At 59.0% G+C, this 18,892-nt stretch carries 14 protein-coding genes and 1 tRNA gene; 5 read left to right on the forward strand and 10 right to left on the reverse strand.

The window, feature by feature from the left end; genetic code table 11:
* Position 1 precedes the first annotated feature (1 nt).
* Entirely contained in the window at positions 2–310 is a 309-nt protein-coding gene (locus AC1DIX_RS22010) for a DUF2471 family protein (protein ID WP_477327439.1), read from the reverse strand.
* A gap of 91 nt (positions 311–401) precedes the next feature.
* On the opposite strand from AC1DIX_RS22010, the gene imuA reads away from it, so the two are divergent.
* On the forward strand, positions 402–1,154 hold the full coding sequence (gene imuA / locus AC1DIX_RS22015; RefSeq protein ID WP_477327441.1) for a translesion DNA synthesis-associated protein ImuA: 753 nt from the start codon (positions 402–404) through the stop codon (positions 1,152–1,154).
* 38 nt (positions 1,155–1,192) lie between these two features.
* Here the strand turns inward: imuA and AC1DIX_RS22020 are convergent, their stop codons facing one another.
* From AC1DIX_RS22020 to AC1DIX_RS22050, 7 genes are all read right to left on the reverse strand, one after another.
* Complete coding sequence (locus AC1DIX_RS22020) at positions 1,193–2,686, reverse strand: recombinase family protein (protein ID WP_477327443.1); 1,494 nt, start codon at positions 2,684–2,686, stop codon at positions 1,193–1,195.
* Complete coding sequence (locus AC1DIX_RS22025; protein ID WP_477327445.1) at positions 2,683–3,180, reverse strand: hypothetical protein; 498 nt, start codon at positions 3,178–3,180, stop codon at positions 2,683–2,685. Before AC1DIX_RS22025 ends, AC1DIX_RS22020 begins: the two co-directional genes overlap by 4 nt.
* 127 nt (positions 3,181–3,307) lie before the next feature.
* Positions 3,308–4,006, reverse strand: coding sequence for a recombinase family protein (locus AC1DIX_RS22030; protein ID WP_477327447.1), 699 nt, complete (start codon positions 4,004–4,006; stop codon positions 3,308–3,310).
* Between the two features lie 748 nt (positions 4,007–4,754).
* Positions 4,755–8,771, reverse strand: coding sequence for a tetratricopeptide repeat protein (locus tag AC1DIX_RS22035; RefSeq protein WP_477327449.1), 4,017 nt, complete (start codon positions 8,769–8,771; stop codon positions 4,755–4,757).
* A gap of 522 nt (positions 8,772–9,293) precedes the next feature.
* Positions 9,294–10,415, reverse strand: coding sequence for a plasmid recombination protein (locus AC1DIX_RS22040; protein ID WP_477327451.1), 1,122 nt, complete (start codon positions 10,413–10,415; stop codon positions 9,294–9,296).
* A gap of 97 nt (positions 10,416–10,512) precedes the next feature.
* Complete coding sequence (locus tag AC1DIX_RS22045) at positions 10,513–10,848, reverse strand: hypothetical protein (RefSeq protein ID WP_477327453.1); 336 nt, start codon at positions 10,846–10,848, stop codon at positions 10,513–10,515.
* Between the two features lie 355 nt (positions 10,849–11,203).
* Positions 11,204–12,535 carry a tyrosine-type recombinase/integrase gene (locus AC1DIX_RS22050; protein WP_477327455.1) on the reverse strand — a complete coding sequence of 444 codons (1,332 nt, stop codon included), beginning with the start codon at positions 12,533–12,535 and terminating at the stop codon, positions 11,204–11,206.
* A gap of 113 nt (positions 12,536–12,648) precedes the next feature.
* Between AC1DIX_RS22050 and AC1DIX_RS22055 the strand changes: the two genes are divergently transcribed.
* Positions 12,649–12,745: transfer RNA gene (locus tag AC1DIX_RS22055), tRNA-Ser, on the forward strand.
* A gap of 92 nt (positions 12,746–12,837) precedes the next feature.
* Entirely contained in the window at positions 12,838–13,818 is a 981-nt protein-coding gene (locus AC1DIX_RS22060) for an MBL fold metallo-hydrolase (protein WP_477327457.1), read from the forward strand.
* Positions 13,819–13,834: 16 nt separating this feature from the next.
* Here the strand turns inward: AC1DIX_RS22060 and AC1DIX_RS22065 are convergent, their stop codons facing one another.
* Positions 13,835–15,064 carry a family 1 glycosylhydrolase gene (locus tag AC1DIX_RS22065; RefSeq protein WP_442123128.1) on the reverse strand — a complete coding sequence of 410 codons (1,230 nt, stop codon included), beginning with the start codon at positions 15,062–15,064 and terminating at the stop codon, positions 13,835–13,837.
* Positions 15,065–15,272: 208 nt separating this feature from the next.
* Between AC1DIX_RS22065 and AC1DIX_RS22070 the strand changes: the two genes are divergently transcribed.
* Positions 15,273–17,219 carry an energy transducer TonB gene (locus AC1DIX_RS22070; RefSeq protein ID WP_477327459.1) on the forward strand — a complete coding sequence of 649 codons (1,947 nt, stop codon included), beginning with the start codon at positions 15,273–15,275 and terminating at the stop codon, positions 17,217–17,219.
* 124 nt (positions 17,220–17,343) lie between these two features.
* Positions 17,344–18,261, forward strand: a complete 918-nt coding sequence (locus AC1DIX_RS22075) for a polysaccharide biosynthesis/export family protein (RefSeq protein ID WP_477327462.1) — start codon at positions 17,344–17,346, stop codon at positions 18,259–18,261.
* A 112-nt stretch (positions 18,262–18,373) separates the two neighbouring features.
* Here the strand turns inward: AC1DIX_RS22075 and AC1DIX_RS22080 are convergent.
* Positions 18,374–18,892 (reverse strand): polysaccharide biosynthesis protein (locus AC1DIX_RS22080; RefSeq protein ID WP_477327464.1); only part of this gene is annotated, 519 nt, incomplete at its 5' end.

Below are 18,892 nucleotides of genomic sequence, written 5' to 3' on the forward strand. Positions count from 1 at the left end.
GCTAGTGAACCCTGTTCCACGCCTTCTCAATCTCCAGGAAGATAGTGGGAGCAACGGAAGCATTGCCGAACGAGGCCGGCCGGTCATCCTTGGGGTACATCAGCAACGGCGACGACCGAATTATGCTGAGAGCCGCTTTGGGATGTACGCCGGTCGCCTCCATTTCGGCCAGCACCTCATCTTCAATCTGATGCATCAGTGCCCAAGTAAGAATGCCTTTCTCTCGATAGCGCATCACGACTCCAGGAACAATTTCGCGCGCCGCTTCGTCCGCTGCTTCCAGGTCCTCTAATATTCCAGTATCTACCATAACTCCTCCGACACGTTTGCTTGTTGGTATTTCGACATCGCCGTGATATCTCGTTATACTGTACAAACATACAGTATTTCATAAAGATAACATGACTCACGCGATCGCTGCAGCCGAGCTGGAGGCGCTTCACCCTTCGCTCTGGCGCGCATCACAACTGGCACGCAATCTCGCTCGGACGGTGGATACCGGGCATCCTGCACTGTCAAATCAGTTGCCGGGTGGCGGCTGGCCGGTAGGTACGCTCGTCGATTTGCTGGTCCAGCAACCAGGAATCGGGGAGATGCGTCTGATCGCTCCGGCGCTGACATTGGTAGCAAAGTCCAAGATCGTCTTGCTGCAGCCGCCGCACGCGCCGCAGGCATTAGCCTTGGCTTCTCTTGGCATCTTGCCTGAGTCGGTGTTGTGGCTGCGGTCCGAGCGAACGGCGGACGCGCTTTGGGCTGCTGAGCAGGTGCTAAAAAGCGGTAGCTGTGGCGCGCTCCTGTTCTGGCCGGGCCTGACGTCAACCAATAGTGCGAGACAGCAGCCGGTGCGCGCCGATAGCTTGAGACGTTTGCACCTGGCGGCGCAGCAAGGCGAAACGCTGTTCTTCGATTTCCGACCGCTGAGTGCGGAACAGGATCCTTCACCGGCGCCGCTGCGCTTGAGCGTGCGGCCGGCGCTGGGTGGCATCAACATTGGGTTCGTGAAGCGGCAGGGACCGCAGCGCGAAGCGCCTCTTTTTATTCCGATGTCGGTCACCACGCCCCATATTCAAACTCAGCCTCAAGCGGTTCCGGTGCGCGCCAAGCCAACGCCAGAAGTTGCGTTTGCGGGAAAGTTGTCCAGTACAGTAGATTGATAGCGGATTTTTGCCTGAAAAGTTCGGTGCCGCACTTGTCAAAGCCCAAACATTGCGGCTAACGATGGATATGCATATCGTTCATATTTTGAAAGCGTGCGTGTCGATGGCCAGATGTAGAGGTGAGTGGGGAAGTCGGCGACTGGAAGCAGGTAGAGGCGTTCAACACGCTCATTGGTTGGATCTGCGCGTACCCAAATCACGAAGTCCACTACAGGGTTATGCGCCAAAGTGACCTTCCAACACGGATGGCTGCGTTCGAATCTGCATCGGGTGCACAGGAGCCGCACCGTTACGTCGTTTAGGCGGTAGGTGCGCGGGCTTATCTTATCGATCTGCGCCTCGGCCGCAGCCGCACATCTTTCCATCTCGATGGTCATATCGCGTGTAATACAGCGCATGCGATACCTGGTGAGCGTTCTAGGGGACAGGGAAGGTCTGCTGACACCAGCCAGATCCATGGCGGCAACTACGCCATTGAAGCGAAAGGCATATGATTTAACGGCTGGGCCACTGCCGGAATTGATCAAGTCGGGTGTGACCCTGCCATGTTCGATGAACAGGTCTCGCAATGCGTCCAGCATCTCGTCGTCAGTCCAGTGCTTATTTCGGCGCCGGCGTTCGGCTCTCGCTTCTTCCAGCTTCTCATGGGGCACGATGGCTTCGAAAGCATCAGGGACCTTTACCCATATACTTGGTGAATTCGGTCGTCTTGATGTTCTGAACCGTTGGGTGCTTCGGTTGAACACCAATGTGCCGACATATTTGTCATTTGTGAGGATCTGCTTAACGAGATGAGATGACCAGGGACGATGCAATCCGGTCTCGATTCCCTCACTATTCAGTCGCCGGGCGATACCGATATCGCTAAGGTGCTCAACGATGTACATGTCGTAGATCCGCCGGACGACCTCAATCTCTTCGCTTGGTCCCGGCGTGTAGCAAACACGATCGGTTGACATAGGTTTGCGCTCGCCAGGGCCGAGCACGCCTTTTGTCAGACCAGCAGCAGAAATCACGATGCGTCGCAACCCATACCCAGCTTGACCACCTTGTTTGAACCCAGCTTCAGTGAAGCGACACTGCGCACGAAAGACCTTAGCCGATAGCTCCCGGCTGTATTCCGCTGCCATCGCGCGCTTCAGTCCTTTTAGTACAGCTGCCAGTGGTGATCCGTCATTACTAAAGGGCTCCGCGCAGTATGCAACAGCGATTCCAGCGCGCCGGCAGGCATATTCGTAGTAGGCGCTCTCGTCGACGTCCTGGAATCGACCCCAACGGCTTACGTCATAGACTAGGATAACGTTGAAATCGGTGCTGCCGGACTGGATATCAGTCAGCAACTGTAGAAGCCCTGACCGGCCATGCAAAGTCAGTCCACTTCGGCCCTTGTCTTGGTAGACGCGCGTGATCTGAAACTCGTGCGCCTCCGCATACTCCTGCAGCGCCGCCTCCTGATGATCGGTTGAGTAGTTCTGGTGTTCTGTAGAGGCTCGAACGTAAATGGCAGCACGACCTGCGGGATGTTTCATCTCCCCTCCTGATGATTGCCTTCGGGAAGTGCAAACATCAAACGGAGTGACAGAAAACTCGACGCATACTGCGCCAAATTTTCTTCTTTAAGATAGATGGTCGTCATTGGCAGGTCGCGCGCAGGGATTAGAAGAAAATCCTGCGAGAGGAACAATTTAGTGTCGAATCGCCCAGCAATAATGAAGTCAAGTCTTGGCTTGGGATAGAGCCGCCAGTACTGCTTTTCACGAATAGGGCCATAGGAAGAGATCGCATCCACGCGAACTCGGATTGTCCCGTTCATGCATAGGACGAACTGTTCTGATGTGCGCTCGACGGTTGCCCCTGCAAATTGCGCGAGTTGAATTACCAAGTTGAGTAAGTCTCGTCGCTCTGATGCTAGTCTTTTCTTCGTCCCGGCTGACTTAAATGCTGACGCGCTTGGCAGCCCAGCAGCGTCGTAGGCTTGGACCAGTGAACCGAAAGCGCGGCAAAATATGCCGACGTCAGGCATTGTTGGGTCAGCGGTGATGATGCTTGTACTAATGCCCTTATTCTTGGTATGACACGCCTGTAAGAGCTGGACCAGTTCTTGGCTCGACCGTTTATGCGTCMTCCGTGTCCGCTCGAGCTGGACTTGCTCAAACATTCGTGGATCGATAATGGGCGCCAGTACCTTTGTGTTTAAGACCCAATTTTCCCGAGGGTTGTGCTTTCTCGGAGTTGAAAGCTTGCATCCAGATAAGTGTTACCCGATCAGTTGCGCAGACTTTCGATTCCCCATGCTGAAGTATCGCTCTCGGTGTGCCACATGCTTTGAGTGCCAGCCGTCTCAACCCGTAGCCTGCGAAGCCGCCTTGCTTAAATCCCATCTCCACGAAGCGTGACTGTGCAAGGAAGACTTTGTCCGACAGATCGCGGCTGTACTCGGCGGCCATTACTCGCTTCATGCTTTTCAGCAGTGATGCATATGGCCCTCCATCCTCTATGAACCTTTCCCCGCAGTAGACGACTTCGACGCCCGCACGTCGACAGGTGTGTTCGTGGTAAGYGGCCTCATCGATATCCTGAAAACGCCCCCAGCGACTGACGTCGTACACGATGATGTGGCTGAAACCGGGCTGAGCTGACTGAACATCCCTCATCAGGGCTAGCAGGCCAGCGCGCCGTTTGATGTCGAGTCCGCTCTTTCCGTCATCGACGTATTCCCGGATGATCGGGAGGCCATGCGCTACGGCGTATTCCCGGATCTTGGCGCGCTGATGGTCTGTCGAATAGTCTTGGCTCTCTGTAGACATTCGAACGTACATCACTGCCCTGGCTGAGTCGTTCGCGCGCATGGAAACTCCGATGTTTGAGGTGGCTCAAAACCCAGCAGTTCGGGTGAGAGATTATCCAAACATGACCAACCATGACGCACGTATCCATGAGCGCAGCCATACTTGCAGCCGCCATAGAACTGTCCCGCATTCACGGCGTCCCATATGCGGCGTTCTTTTTGCTCGACCGCGACTTTGCGTTTGAGGTGATTGCTGAGCTGTTATGGAATGCTCAACCACGACGTGYGTCAAATGAGCATCAGGACAGCAGCTAAGATCCGCAGCGATGAGTACGCAAACAAGGTCTATCAAGCCCTGCTCAGCTGCGCTATTCAACTTTGTCCGACTTAATGAAATCATGGGCTTACGGTCGAGTCTGCCCGAAATGAATAGCGCAAGTCATCGGCCACAATTAGTTGAATTAAAAGCACAAATTGACGAGCGAGTGTCTGACTTCTAAGCTGAGGGTCGCTGGTTCGAACCCAGCTGGGCAGGCCATTAAAATCAAACACTTACATCGTCTCCTAGACGTGAGCGCGACCCGAATTTGATGCTGCACAACCCCGTGTAGGGTAGGTGTAGGATTTCAGGCTTAATAAGCGGCGCCATGCTTGTTGAGCCTACACGCTGCCTAGGTGACGTGACTCCCGGCGTTTCCACAACCGGGCAGATATACTGCGAAGCCGTACCTCGTCAGAACGATTGGTTGGTAGAGTGTTCTCCACACGACGAGTCTCGCCATGCGATGTTCGTTGCTGCGTCGGCACTTCTATTCACGTAATGCGCTGGAAATTTCGTCTAGGGCCACGCCGGTTGCGAACCCTACAGCTGACAACAGTTCACCTAAGCTACCCTCACCTTTCCCTAGGGCGTTTATTGCCGCGCTGAGTGGTGCCAGCGAGAGGCGAGGTGCTATGAATAGTTGGGGTGACGAAAGCGACTCGCGCCAATGGGTCGCAAACTTGCGAGCGACGAGTAATCTATATGGCCCCGTTGCCGGGTCCAGACAAGACCTTTGGTTCAGGAAGCGAGTAATGTATCCCTGAGCCTCTGCCATTAGTCGTGGGGTGCCGTTCTTCGAGATTAAGACCGCAAGTGCCGCTCCCGCTTGTGCAGCAGACGTGCGAAGAGGACGCACGTCAATGCCAGCTGCGTTTATAGGCGACAGAAGCCCTGACTTTAGCTGAGCGAGCCATTCAGCAGAGATTATTCCCTCACCTGTCTCGGCAATCCACGACTCAACAAGCTCACCAGCTCTATCATCTGCAAAAAGTAGACCGATAATCGCGAACCCATGCATTATTGGTTCGAGGGAAGAACGCACCTGTTCTGGGCTGGCAGCACCTCCACGTTGCGCGCTAGCGGACACCATCGAGGCGGCGAACCGTGCCATGTAAAGGATGAAGTTGCTGTCGACGCCTGTCACAACTTGATGTTGCAGCATGGCGCGGCTGGCGAAGAACTGTGCAGATGGATACGTCCCATCGGTTAAGCCAGCGGCAGCGTGCATAAGACTTGCCGAAGCGTCTGGCCAATATGATTCGTTTAGCGCCACCTGCGCTTTAAGGACCTGCACTCGAAGAGCTTGGCCCGGTTTGAGCTCGGGCTTTGTGAGCCCAGGATTGCTAGCATAGCCAGGTTGAGTCATTACGCTTCCGGTTGGGAACTCGCCTAGCTCCCGCCGCATTACTAAGGTTGCAGTTGCGCTCATTAGCTGGATAACAATTTGCCACTGTGCATCTCCCTCGTCACTTGCGCTAGGAGGGAGTGTAAGGACAGCGTGGCTTAGATAGCCCGAGGCTTCTCTCCAATTGCCACTGTGTGCGCAAGCGTAGGCGGCATCTGTCAGCAAGGCGCATGGCGTAGGAATGTCCGAAAAGGCTGGCAGCGTATCGGCGCCAGCAGCAAAGAGCTTGGCAGCTTTTGGCCAATCATCAAGTTTTGCTGCACAGATTGCAGCGCGGCGATACGCAAACGGGTCAGTAAGAGCAGATTCCCCGAAGGTTCCGACCAACCTGTCCCAAACTTCAAGGCCAGCAGCGTACTCTCCTCGGACGTAATGGGTATTCGCTGACTGCTCAGCCAAAATCGGAGAGTCGCCGAATGCCACGGCTGCTTCTGTTAAAACTGTAGACGCATTTTCCCAGTCTGAAAGGTACTCACCATAAATTATCGAGAGCGCTTTTGATATCTCTCGACCGAAGGCACGGGCGTTTCTTTGGACAGCAACGTCCCATGCTTCTCGCAGCGTGACTATCCACTCCTGCCAGTCAACATCCTCTGTTCGGCTGTCGCTTACCCAAGCAGAGTGTACGAAAGTACCCAACGTTCCGACGAACGGCCACTCAACGATTTGGTCAAACTGCTCTATAAGATGAGGGTCCCGCTCAGTTCCCAGCCACGCGACGACGTCCCGGAAGTCTGCGCGACTGCGTATAACGTTAGCTTTTAGAGCGAGGTAGCCTTGAAAAACAGTCGCGTTAGAAGGGAACCCGGGCTTTGGAGCGTCGCTTTGGGCTGTCAGGAAAGTCTCCTTCGCCATCTCAGCAATCTGCGAGTTCGTATTCTGGAGTGATGCTGCACAGCGCACGAGGATGGCGAACGGCAAGGCGACATTCGCAACCAGTAGCCCCATGCTAAACATCACTTCAGAACCCATTGAGGGGTCGTCGAGGGCGTCAACTTCATCGCGCCAGCCAAGCATGAGTTCTTTGACGTCACTGCTGCCTTCGGCAACTGCAACGTTAAACTGGAGGTGCCTGAGCATGAGACTTGCCATTGGCAGCTCAGGAAAAATGTATGGTCCAGTAGACGGACGGAGCGCGAGCAGCCAAGATAACTGTTTATATACTTCGTTCTTGATGTCGGTATCCACCATGGTGGCCAGCCGCATAGCCGCCGGCGCAAGTCGACGTCCATCTCTGGCCACAAAAGCGTGGAAGATGAGGGAGGCGCCATCTCCAGGCGACAACTCAGCACATCTGAGGATTGCATCGTAGAGCCAAACGTGGGCTTGCTGCATTCTCGCCTTAGTCCAGTTCTCGTCGACGACGGCGCGAAGAATGGGAGTAACGCGATAGCGCCTCGAAGCGTGTACCTCAAGCCATTTGCCAGAGAGCTTATCAATAACATCCCCAGCATTCGACAGCCCAGGCACGATGTCACCCAAATGGAGGAGCATTTCCCGCGTGGGACGTACTGTGAACTCGGCAGCGACATAGGTGTACTCTGCTTCTGCCGGCAGCACAGACTCGTAGAACAGCGAACGCGCCAGTTGCCGCGCTGTCTGAACGGCAGGTGAAGTACCTAACAGGTCGTTTGCCCGTAGTTTTGGCCAACCCGCCTCCTGCAACTCCCTTAGGCGAACCTGCACGAGTCTTGGGTGTCCGCCTGTTTGCGCTGCTACCAAGGCCCCCCAAATCTGTGCATCGGCAACAGTAGGGCATCCTAGCGCGTGACAGTGCGCCTCGATTTCCTTCTCTTGTAGTGGCGGGACTTCAATGAAACGCAGGTTAAAATCCTGCTGTGCTTCCGCACTTAAATCTTGGGACTGCCCTTGGGCCGTAAGAAGTAGGGATTTGTCAGCGGTTCCGGCTCGATGTATCAGCTTCCGCAGTGCGTCTTTATATGCCCGTTTGTGCGAGGCGTTAAGGCTCAGGTCATCCAAGACTATCAATGTCGGGGCGTCTGGGCTTTCAATCAGCTGCGTCAACAGAGTACATATATCCTTGACTTGCGCAGCACTGCGGTCTGACAAATTAATCCACCAAGCCTTCGCACAAAACGCGGTCGCTACAACCGCAGCGATGGTCGTTTTTCCTTTGAAGACCGAACCAGTTAGAAGCGTAGGCTGTCGGCGCTGAAGTGCCGTGGTCAGCGTTGCGGCAAGGTCGGGGCGAGCAAGCAAAGGGTAGGGGACTTCGGGAATACCTGCGTTCAAAAGAGCGATGCTCGCGACGTGCTGCTGAAGCGCTGGTAGCTGTAATGCAGCACTAAGCATGGTGCTGACCGCCCCAAGGGGGAGCGCCACGTGCACCGTCGTCGCTTTTTCGATTTCTCGGTCCAGGGCAGCGCGTGAAAGTACGCGGTCGGTGGCCCCTTTTTTAACACGTTCCCAGCAGTAAGCGAACAGCACGTCCCGTACCTTTGAGAGTTCAAAACGTGAAACCCTGGGGTCCGCGACGCGCTGTTCTAGCCTGTCGAGTACGCTCTCGCGTACGACGTCGATGGTGGGCATATGTGTTACCCAGTGGAAGCGGCGGAACAACTGTTCTTGTAAAGTCGCGGTAGACGCCGTTTCCAAAAAATTGAGCAACGTGCCAGTGGCTTCGAGGGAGCCAATAAGATATCTACGCATTACTTCCGCAGCGGTGCCATCATGACGCGCGTGGTGCCACATCTCGATGCCGGTGCTGCCAGCAAAATCGGCATTCTGCTCTAGCGCTATTTCGGAGGTTGTTACGTAACGGTACTGAATATGTCGGCCGTTACCTTCGCGCTCCTGCGTCGACCAATAATTCTTGATGGCCTCCCGCGCATACTTTGTATTGAGGGAAATTTTGCTCGCAGTACGCCTTACCTGCGTACTTGTTGCGTCCGATTCGCCTACCTGGTCGATATCTTCGGCACCTTCCAAAAAGATGAGCTCGTCATCGCCAAGCATCATCCACGCTTCAATCGACGTCCAAATCTGGTAGTCGTACCCGGCCATTGTGTCGATGGCCTCTCGCTTGGGGTTGCGTGGCAGACCCTGAAGCGTAGTGGTTGTGCTTGTTTCGTTGCTCATCTTGATTTTCGCGAAAACTTGCCCTTGGTTGAGGCAACGATTATGCCTAACCTGGCTCTGCCATCCAATCAGTTTTCTTGCCAGTACCGACGCCTGGCTTGGCTGAGGCCATTTCGGTGCGCGAAGCGCTTGGCGAGCGTCATCGACGACAATGTCAGGGATGCGTGTTGCGCCAGGGATAGACAAGCTCTTGTGAGCCTCTTTCGCACTATTTCCGCCCTCGCGCGCGCGCGGCCGCGTATGCGTAAGAAAAATGTTAGTCAGGTTTCGGGCGTTTTTGTGCCGCCCCAAGAATAAGGCGCTCTAGTGTCCTACCGATGCACTCGCCGGATTTTCGTTCATGTTTCAATGCAGAAATTAGGTATGGGTGGATATAGGCCGACAACCGGATGAACCCGGCTGCCTTCATTTTCAGTTTGTACGCCTGTAGGCGTTTGGCGTTCGGTGTTGTCGTCATCTGACTCTGCTTAGGTATCGAAATTAGCATCTTGGTTGCCACGGATTGCGCCTTTCCTGGCATGTTCACCCGGTTCCCGCCAGTCTTGGTCTTGGCTGCCGCTGAGCGTAATCTCCTTCTTCTGGTGCGGGTCGTGTCTTAATTGGCTGAGCCTTGAAGGGCTGCGTTACCAATGTATTGGTATGGAGAGGAGTTACTGTAAGTGGAATTCGCTTCCCTACACAGGATAGGGATAGGTCTGCTGCGCCTGCGCCAGAACGAGCTATCCCTGTTTGGTAATTCTTCCTTGGCTGCGTAACGTCATCCCTATCCATCCCTACAGTGCCGGGCAGAGCTTTCCCTATAGGGTCGTTCCTATCCATCGTCCCTATAGGGCCGTCCTTTGCCTTCCCTATAGGGTGGCTCTTGTGCATCCCTACAGGTTTGGGCTCCGGCTTGCACGGACGAGTCATTATCCCCACAAACGTGTCTTTTGCTTTCGCCTGTTCCGTAGGCATCGTCCTTCCCATCAAGGACAAAAGCTTCGCTGGGTTTGCTGCAATTAGGTCACGCAGCTCATCCATCACAGCGTCGGAAGTGCCGCAGAGCTCACCGTTAGCCTGCAACACATCGAGCGCGATTCTTGCAGCCTCACGGCGAGCGCCGAGGCTGTAACCCTTCTGGAGCGACGCTTGACGCTTCAGCCCGTGCCGCTCTCCAACGTGCGCATGGAAGGCGCTATGAAGCGCTAGCAACTTCGCCCGCCCTCCCATTAAGTCGCTGCCAACCATGCGTCCATCCACAAGTGGCAGTAGCAAGACGTGACAATGCGGCGCGGCCTCGTCCTTGTGGACGATTGCGCTAATAACGGGCACGTTGAAATGACGCTCTGCCCACTGAACCGCATCGTCAAAGAAGCGGTCGCAGTCGACAGACGTGTCTGGCGGCAGACTAAAGATAATTTCCAGCGCCATTACCGCGGTCCTTCTCAGCGCCTTCACGCCAGCCTCGCTCATGCGCGTCTTCGCCTCAGTCGCCACGGCTGCCGCGGTGCTGTGCCCCCGCAGGACGCGGTTCAAGGCGATGCGCTCCGGGTCGATATGGCTAGCGCCCAACTCGGCCATAATCTCGCGGTGATTGTGGCGGGCCGCTACCTCGACGATGCCCTTTCCAGTCAGCTTCTTGATGCGTAGGAACTGCCCGCTCATCACTTGCCTGCCTCAATCAAGGCGCATACGAACGCCCATAACATCAAATCTGATATGGCCCTGACAATAAGGGTTATGAATGCAAACGCGGTGGCCCTCATGCGGATGGCTCCGTTGCTGCGAGCGTAGCGAAAACCCAGTTGGGCAGCCAATACTCGCGAATCGGCTTGCCAGTGCCGTAAATCGCAGGGCGCGGCACATCAATGCCTGCGATGGCCCAACCCAGGTAGCGCAGGGTTTTAATGCATGCTGCCAAGCGCCAGCACGTAAACCCGAAGCTCGGCTGCGTGAGGCGCTCACCTGCAAGCAAACGCTGCAGTACTGTGTGCGCTTGCGTCCATTCGTTCGGCCATGTTGCGTTGATTTCTACGGGAGGCAAGAACGACATCTGCCTCGGGTCCGGCAGGGGCTGGCGGCGGCGAGATTTCGACATTACTCGCCCCTGCTCAGTTGTTCGACCGAGTCTGCAGGCCAGCGGAGTCGGCCGTTTGGCAGCTTAACGGGGCGGAGGCAGTAGTACGCGCCAGTTTCGCAAAACCTCTTGCGGATTGATTGCGGTTTGATGCCGAGCGCAGCGGCGAGGCTTGCAGTATTCATAAGTTCTCCTGATTGTGCTAACCGACTGGTTAGCGATGGGAGCAACTGTATGACCTGTTCAAGTCCCGACCGGGAGGCGTTTTCCTAAGTCCCTTTTCGTGGACTTGCGGTGAGAAAGGTTCCTATAAAAATCAACGGCTTACGCGCTTGGCAAGGCTCCGAACCCAAAAATCGGCGAAATACGGTTTCGGTTAGGACGATGCCACCACCCGCAATCGGGAGGTCGTAGCGACAAACTCGACCCCGGCCTCCGCCAGCACCCATGCCTCGATTTGGTCGTGCCACTTTCGGAGGAGGTCAATCGGACGGCGGCGGTAGTGTTTTTCCGCCAGGGCACTTGGCTTGTGCCCCATGATTTGCGCCGAAATCCCGCTGGGCATTTCTACCCACTCACACAAGGTTCCGAATGAACGGCGCAAGCCTTGTAGGGACACATGAGGCAGCCCGGCAGTGGCGAGAGCCCTTGTGTGAGCTATGCGGGGTTCCTCGACGTAGCCAGATGCCGAGGTGGGGCTTGAGAAAACGTAGTCATTACGGCGAGGTAAGTTGTCCATCAGGTGCGCAACGTACGGCGTAAGCGGTATCGTGCGCGTGCCTTCTACCTTGTCTTTGATGGTCATACTACGCCATTGAAAATTCACGTCGGCCCAGAGCAGTCCCGCCAGTTCTTCGCGACGAGCGCCGGTAAGCAGTAAAGCTTGCAAATATCCGGCGATAACGGGGTTCTTGATTTTTTGGACCGCATCGAACCAGAACGGCAACTGTTCGCGTTGCAGGCCGTCGCCACTTGCGGACTGGCTCTTTGGCAGAGCCTCCCGCACTTTGCTAGCGCTATATGCGTCAGCGGCCACGATGCCACGATAGTCTGAAGTATCCGCGGCCCAGCGGATAAATGCCCGTAGTAGACGGTAGCTTTGGGCTGCGTTGGTAGGGCGGTCCGCGGCTTCCTTCTCTAACCACGCAGCGACCCGCTCCCCAGTCAGGTCTGCAAGCGCTAAGGGCATCAACGAAGCCATCGGCCCGGCCACAGTCAGACCTTTGCCGCGCTTTTTTGGTTCGCCGCCCGCTGCGCTCAGCGTCATGTGGTTCTGCAGGTGACCGGCGCTCCATTTCGACTTTCTGGCGTTGACATAGATAGGCCATACGTCGCCCAGCTTTAGTGCGTTGCGCCGGGCTTCGTCCTGCTTCGCTTCGGCGTCGGCTTGCTTCGCATCTCGGGCAGCTTGTGCTTCCGCCAGGCGGTCCGCCTCGACTTGGCGAGGGTCTAGGCCCCTGTCCGTTAACGCTCGGTGCGTTTTCGCGATTTTTTGGGCCGCATCGATGGAGTACGTTGAAACATCACCGATAGTGATGCGAAGCGTCTTCCCTTYGATGGAAGTTTCGAAGATGTACGACTTTGAACCTGCAGCCGTCACGCGAACGCCAAGCCCAGAGGTCTTTCCGTCCCAGTAAATACTCTGTTTTTTGCCTTCTTGGCACTTAAATGCTGCTACTCGTCCGGCTGTAAAGTTTTCCCACTTCATCGCAACTGTCTTCCCATGTAGGGCCTGTGTAGGGAAAATCAGTATACCTGAATCAATGTAAATCCATGTGGAAATGTAGCTGTATTGGTATAACTCTCTGTTTTATAAGGAAACTGATTAAAACGGGAATGTCTATCAACGTCGGGAAACCTGTGCATGCTCAGCCTTCTAAGCTGAGGGTCGCTGGTTCGAACCCAGCTGGGCAGGCCAAGATTTCCTCTCCGCTAGCGAACGGTGCCACCGTAGCGTTCGTGTTAACGTCCATGCCGACAACTACCCCGTCGGATGACAGAGGAGGAAGCATGCCGCCTTGCCGATTGCCCTGGTCCTGGTACGCCAGCGCTGGACGCGCCACCCTGCTGGCGGCGCTGGCCATCCCGATCGCCGTCCCTGTGCAGGCCCAGCAGGCGCCCGCGGCCACACCAAGCGGCGAGGTGCTGTCGCTCAAGCTGCCGCCGGGCAGCAATCCGGCCACCGAAGCGAGCGGCAGCGTGCAATTCATCGGCACGGCCACCGTCCTGATCCGCTACGAGGGCTTCACCATCCTCACCGATCCGAATTTCCTGCACAAGGGCGACCACGTGCACCTGGGCTATGGCCTGACGGCCGAGCGCCTGACCAACCCGGCGATCGAACTCGACAAGCTGCCGCCGATCGATTTCGTGCTGCTCTCCCACTTGCATGAAGACCATTTCGACAAGCTGGTCCAGGAGAAGCTGGCCAAGGACACGCCCATCGTCACCACCAAGGAAGCCGCGGCCGCGCTCGAAAAACTCGGTTTCCGGCGCACCATCGGCCTGGGGAAATGGGATCAGCTCGAGGTCGAGAAGGGGGAATCGCGCCTGCGCCTCACGGCCGTGCCGGGACGCCATGGCAAGGCCGGCATGCAGCTCCTGCTGCCGTCCGTGATGGGTTCGGTGCTCGACTTCGGAGCGAATCCCGCCGCGCCGAGCTACCGCATGTACATCAGCGGCGACACCCTGGTGTACGACGACCTGAAGAACATTCCGCAGCGCTTCCCCGGCATCGACCTGGCGCTGCTGCACCTGGGCGGCACCCGCATCCTTGGCGTGTTCAAGGTGACGATGGATGGCAAGGATGGCGTCGATCTGATGCAGATCATCCGGCCGCAGCGGGTCATCCCCATTCATTACGACGACTACGATGTGTTCAAGTCGCCGCTGGCGGATTTCGCGCGCGAGCTCAAGGCGGCCGGGCTGGACCGGCAGGTGACCTATCTGGCGCACGGCGAGACCTACACTTTTACTCCTCGCAAGCGCTAGGCGCCCGGATGTCGCCTTACTCCCGCTCTTCGGTGCGCGGCGCCATGGTGGCGTCGTCGTCGAAGGGCCAGCCGGTGTAGGGCGGCACGACGCGCTGGAATTCGTGCGGCATCACGATCGGCACCTGCAGGCACACGCTCTGGGTCGGCAGCACTTCCATCCAGTCGCGCACCAGCTCCTTGTAGGCGATGCCGACCGGACGGATCTTGCGGTCCAGGTCGAACAGGCCCAGCTCATTCACATTGCCGTTGTTCTCGCGCAGGGCCGTGTCCCAGTCGATCTGGTCGGTGAGGGAATACCAGGTAAAGCCCACCAGCGGCACGCCGTTGTTGCGTACGCGGAGCACATTGGCCCATTCCTTGCGCAGCCACTGCACGGCTTCGTCGCCGCGCGGACCCTGGGAGAGGTTGGTCTCGGTATGCATCACCGGCAGGCGATAGCGGTTGTAGTACTGGTGGGTGATGACGGCGTAGCCGAAGATCTCGCCGGCCGAGCGCGTCAGGCCGTCGGCCGAGACGTAGTGCTCGTTGGTCTGGTAATAATCGTTGCCCATGATGCAGTGGTGCTTCAGATTATTATTCAGGAAGAAGTGGTACTCGTCGCGCGTCATGCCGTTGTCGAGCATGTACTCGTACATCTCGGAATCGACGCGCCGGCCGTAGTTGAGGTCGAGCGAGAGGAAGCGCCGGGCATTGTAGAGCTCGGCCGGACCGATGGCCGCCGGGCTCTCGGCGTGGAAATATTCGGTCGATTCGCTCTGTATGAACAACGCGTCCGGACGCAGCTGCAGGATCGCACGCATGGCCAGGATATTGGCCTTGACCAAGTGCTTCATCGCCGTGATGAAGCTGCGGTCGGTCGTCATCTGCTCGTTCCACCAGCCGTACAGGGCGGAGAACAGGGCGCAGATCGACATCTCGTTGATCGGCGTGTACAGCTGCAGCCAGGGATAGCGCCGCGCGAAGGCGCCGGCATACTCGGCGAAGAGTTCCGGAAAATCCGGATTCTGGAAGTTGCCTATCCAGTCCGGCACGCCAAAGTGGCAGAGGTCGACGATGGAAGCGATATTACGCTGGCGCAGGTCGTTGAAGGCCAGGTCGGCGAATTCCCAGTCGTAGCGCTTGGGGCCGAGCCAGGTCCTGTGCAGCGGCGGACCGTAGCGCAACACCTTCAGGCCAAGTTCCTGGACCAGGTCGAAGTCGGTGCGCCAGTGTTTGTAGTGGCCGCATTTTTCGAGCTCATCCATCCGTACCCGACCATTCTGGATGGTTGGATTGCTGTTTTCGATACCCGTAGCAAAGATAAATCCTGGAGACATTCAACCCCCTTTCATCCGGAACGCGGCATTTCATTGTAGCCGGGATCGGATTTGCCGTTCCGAACCGTGCGCGCGTATTGAACTGCAGAGTGATAAGCTATGTGACACTTAGACAATATTTCCAACCGCCATCAGCATGTCCATGCCCATCGCGATTGCGGCGACTGTTCCGCGCGTCCCCGCCAGCCTGGCGCCGTCGAACCGCCGGCTGGCCGGAGGCTTGCTGGTGTCGCTGCTGCTGCATGCGCTGCTGTTGTCGCTGCAGTTCGGTATTCCCGGGCTGAGGGCGGGCGCGGGCAGGCCCTTGAGCATCGTGCTGGCGCCTGTGCCGGCGGCGGTGCAGCCCCTGCCGCCATTGCCGTCCGTGCCGGTGGCGCCGCCTGTCGAGACGCCGCTGCCACTGCCAGCGGCCAGCCTGCCTTTGCCGCCGCCGGCCGCGGTCCTGCCCGCGCCGACCCAGGCCGTGGCAAAGCCCCAGCCCAGTCAGCCGGCGCCGTCGCCCCCGCCGCACCGTGGCTTCACCTTGCGCGATCCGGCGCCCGCCTTGCCGGCCCCGCCGGCGCCCAAGCCGTCGCCACCTGCGCGACGTACCCTGCGCCGGCGCAGCCGTCCGCGCATCCAGCCGCCGAAGGAGACCCTGCACACCGAGGTGATCGCGCGCGAGATCGGCGAGGATCCCGGTTTCGTCCTGCCGCAGCCCGAACTGCCCGCATTGGCGGAGGTGCCGAAGGCGCCTGAAGACAGCACGCCGCCGGCGCCCCAGCTTGCGCGGCAGGCCGATGAAGACCAGACCGCGCAGGCACGCGCCGCGGCCGAGCGTGAGCTGGCGCAGCAGCGTGAGGCCGAGGAGGCGGCGCGGGTGGCCGAGCAGCAGCGCGCTGAGCAACAGCGCGCCGAGGAGCTCGCGCGGCAGCAGGTGGCCGAGCGGGAGCGAGCTGAGGAAATGGCGCGGCAGCAGGTGGCCGAACAGCGCCGCGCCGACGACATGGCACGCCAGCAGGTGGCCGAGCAACGGCGGGCTGAAGAACTGGCGCGTCAGCAGCTGGCCGAACAGCAGCGTGCCCAGCAGTTGGCCGAGCAACGGCAGGCTGAAGAGGTGGCGCGGCAGCAATTGGCCGAGCAACGCCGCGTTGAGGAATTCTCACGTCGACAATTGGCTGAGCAGCAGCGCGCACAGCAGTTGGCCGAGCAACGCCGCGCCGAGGACCTCGCACGTCAACAATTGGCCGAGCAGCAGCGCGCCCAGCAACTGGCCGAACAACGGCGGGCTGAAGAACTGGCGCGTCAGCAGTTGGCCGAACAGCAGCGTGCCCAGCAGCTGGCCGAGCAACGCCGCGCCGAGGAACTCGCACGTCAGCAGCTGGCGGAACAGCAACGGGCCCAGCAGCTCGCCGACCAGCGCCAGGCCGAGGAGCGCGCCCAGCAGGCCGCCGCGCGCCAGCGCGCCGAGGAACTGGCGCGCCAGCAGGCGGCGGAAGCCGAAGCCGCGCGCCGGCTGGCCCGTCAGGACGCGCTGCCCGGCCCGGCGGCCGCCAATCCGGGCAATGCGCTTGCACGTGGCGAGCGCGGTACCGGCGACGGTCTCGACCTGGGCGCCGGCACGGGATCGCGCGGGCTGCCGGGCAGGGATTTCGGTTCGCGCGCCCGCGAGCTGCTGCGTGGTATCGACGTCGCGAAAGCCGTTCCGCCGGCCATGCGCGCCGCCGAACAGGCCCGGCAGGCGGTGCGGCGCGCCCTGGCCGATGYCGCACGCCGCGACGTGCCGCTGCGCCTCTACCTGGACAGCGTGCGCCAGAAGATCGAGCGCAACGCCATCGTCAGCCAGATCCAGCTGTCCAGCGGAACCGTGCATACGGATCCGGTGGTCAGCATCGCGATCCGCAGCGACGGCAGCGTCGAGGACGTCACCATCCTCCGCTCCAGCGGGCGTCCGGACATCGACGACGTGGTGCGCCGCATCGTCAGCCTGAACGCGCGCTACTCGGCCTTCCCGGCCAACGTGGCGGCGAACTACGACGTGATCGAATTGCGCCGGATCTGGACCTTCGCCGAAGTGCTGCGCCTGGTCGAGGAGGTGCGCTGAGCCCCGTCGCGGGGACACTGTTGACCTAAGCCTGCCGTTTGACGTGCGCCAAAGCCATTCCGGGTAGGGGGCTTACCCTGATTCTGATCGCCAGAGGCTGGCAGCACATTTCGACAGGCAACACATGAACGCTTCCAATACGCAATTTCTGGCACGAGTCCTCGGCTTCGTGGTGGCGTCGGCTTTTGTTCTCGTTCTTGCGGGCTGTGCACCCACCATCCATTTCCGCTCGCAGGACCAGGCCGGTGCGGACGAGCCCGCGCCACCGACGGAAATGATCACCGAGAAGCTGATCGCCGCCGAGCGCCAGCAGCATCGGGAGGAAGCCAATTTCGACCTCGAGAAGCTGCTGGTGGCCAATCCGCCGCCGTATGCCATCGGCAGCGGGGACGTGCTGTCCATCGTGGTATGGGATCATCCCGAGCTGGCAGGCAATGCCATGAGCCCCGGCAACATCCTGCCCGATCCCAGCGGCGCCAATTCCTCGCCGCCGGGCTTCGTCGTCGATCACCAGGGCCGCATCCAGTACCCGCTGATCGGCATGGTCGGCGTCGAGGGGCTGACCGAGGAGCAGGCGCGCGCACTGTTGACCATCAGGCTGGCGAAGTACCTCGCCAATCCGAACGTCACGCTGCGGGTCCAGTCCTTCCGCAGCAAGCGCGTGTACATCGACGGCGAGGTCAAGTCGCCGGGCCTGCAGGCCATCAACGATATCCCGATGACCCTGGTCGAGGCGATCAACCGTTCCGGCGGCCTGCTGCCGAGCGCCGACCAGAGCCGCATCGTGCTGGAGCGCGGCGAGCAGCGCTACCGGATCAACCTGCGCGACCTGGTACAGAAAGGCATCAATCCCGGCAGCGTGATGCTGGCCCCGGGCGACGTCGTGCGCGTGCATTCGCGCGACGAGAGCAAGGTCTTCGTCTCCGGCGAAGTCCTGACCCCGAAGGCGCTGACGATGCACGACGGCCGCCTCACCCTCAACGAAGCGCTCGGCGAGAGCGGCGGCATCAGCCCGCTGAGCGGCGACGCGCGCCAGGTCTAGCCGAGTCCGATGATGCCGATCACGGCCGCGCGCTTGCCCAGCCGCTCGGTCAGCTGTTCGAGATATGCCGGTTTGCTTTCATCACGCATGAGTGTCCTCGCCAAACGTTAAATTAGATACGGAACGGCACGAATTTTCGGATCAGGCCCAGGCGCGGCGCGGCGGGCGCGGGTGTGGGCGCCGGTGCGGCCGGGGCCAGTTGCGGGGTGTATTCGGTGACGATGGCCTTGACCATCGACTCGATCATGGCGCGTTCGTGGGTCTCGCAGGCCATCATCAGGCAGGTGATGAAGGTCTCGAGCACGCTCGGGTGAAGGGCGTTTTCCTTCATGCGCATGATGCGCGGGTGGTCGCTGGGGAAGATCACGCCGTCGGTCAGCAGCTCCTCGTGCAGCTTCTCGCCCGGGAACAGGCCGACGTAGCGGATCTCGATGTCGCCGCCCGGGTTCTGGACGCTCTTCTCGGTCAGGCCGTGCAGGGCGATCATGGTGCGCGCCAGGTCGACGATGCGCACCGGTTCGCCCATGTCGAGCACGAACACGTCGCCGCCCTTGGCCATCGCGCCGGCCTGGATCACCAGCTGGGCGGCCTCGGGGATCAGCATGAAGTAGCGCGACACTTCCGGGTGGGT

Source organism: Massilia sp. 05N420, assembly GCF_056397205.1.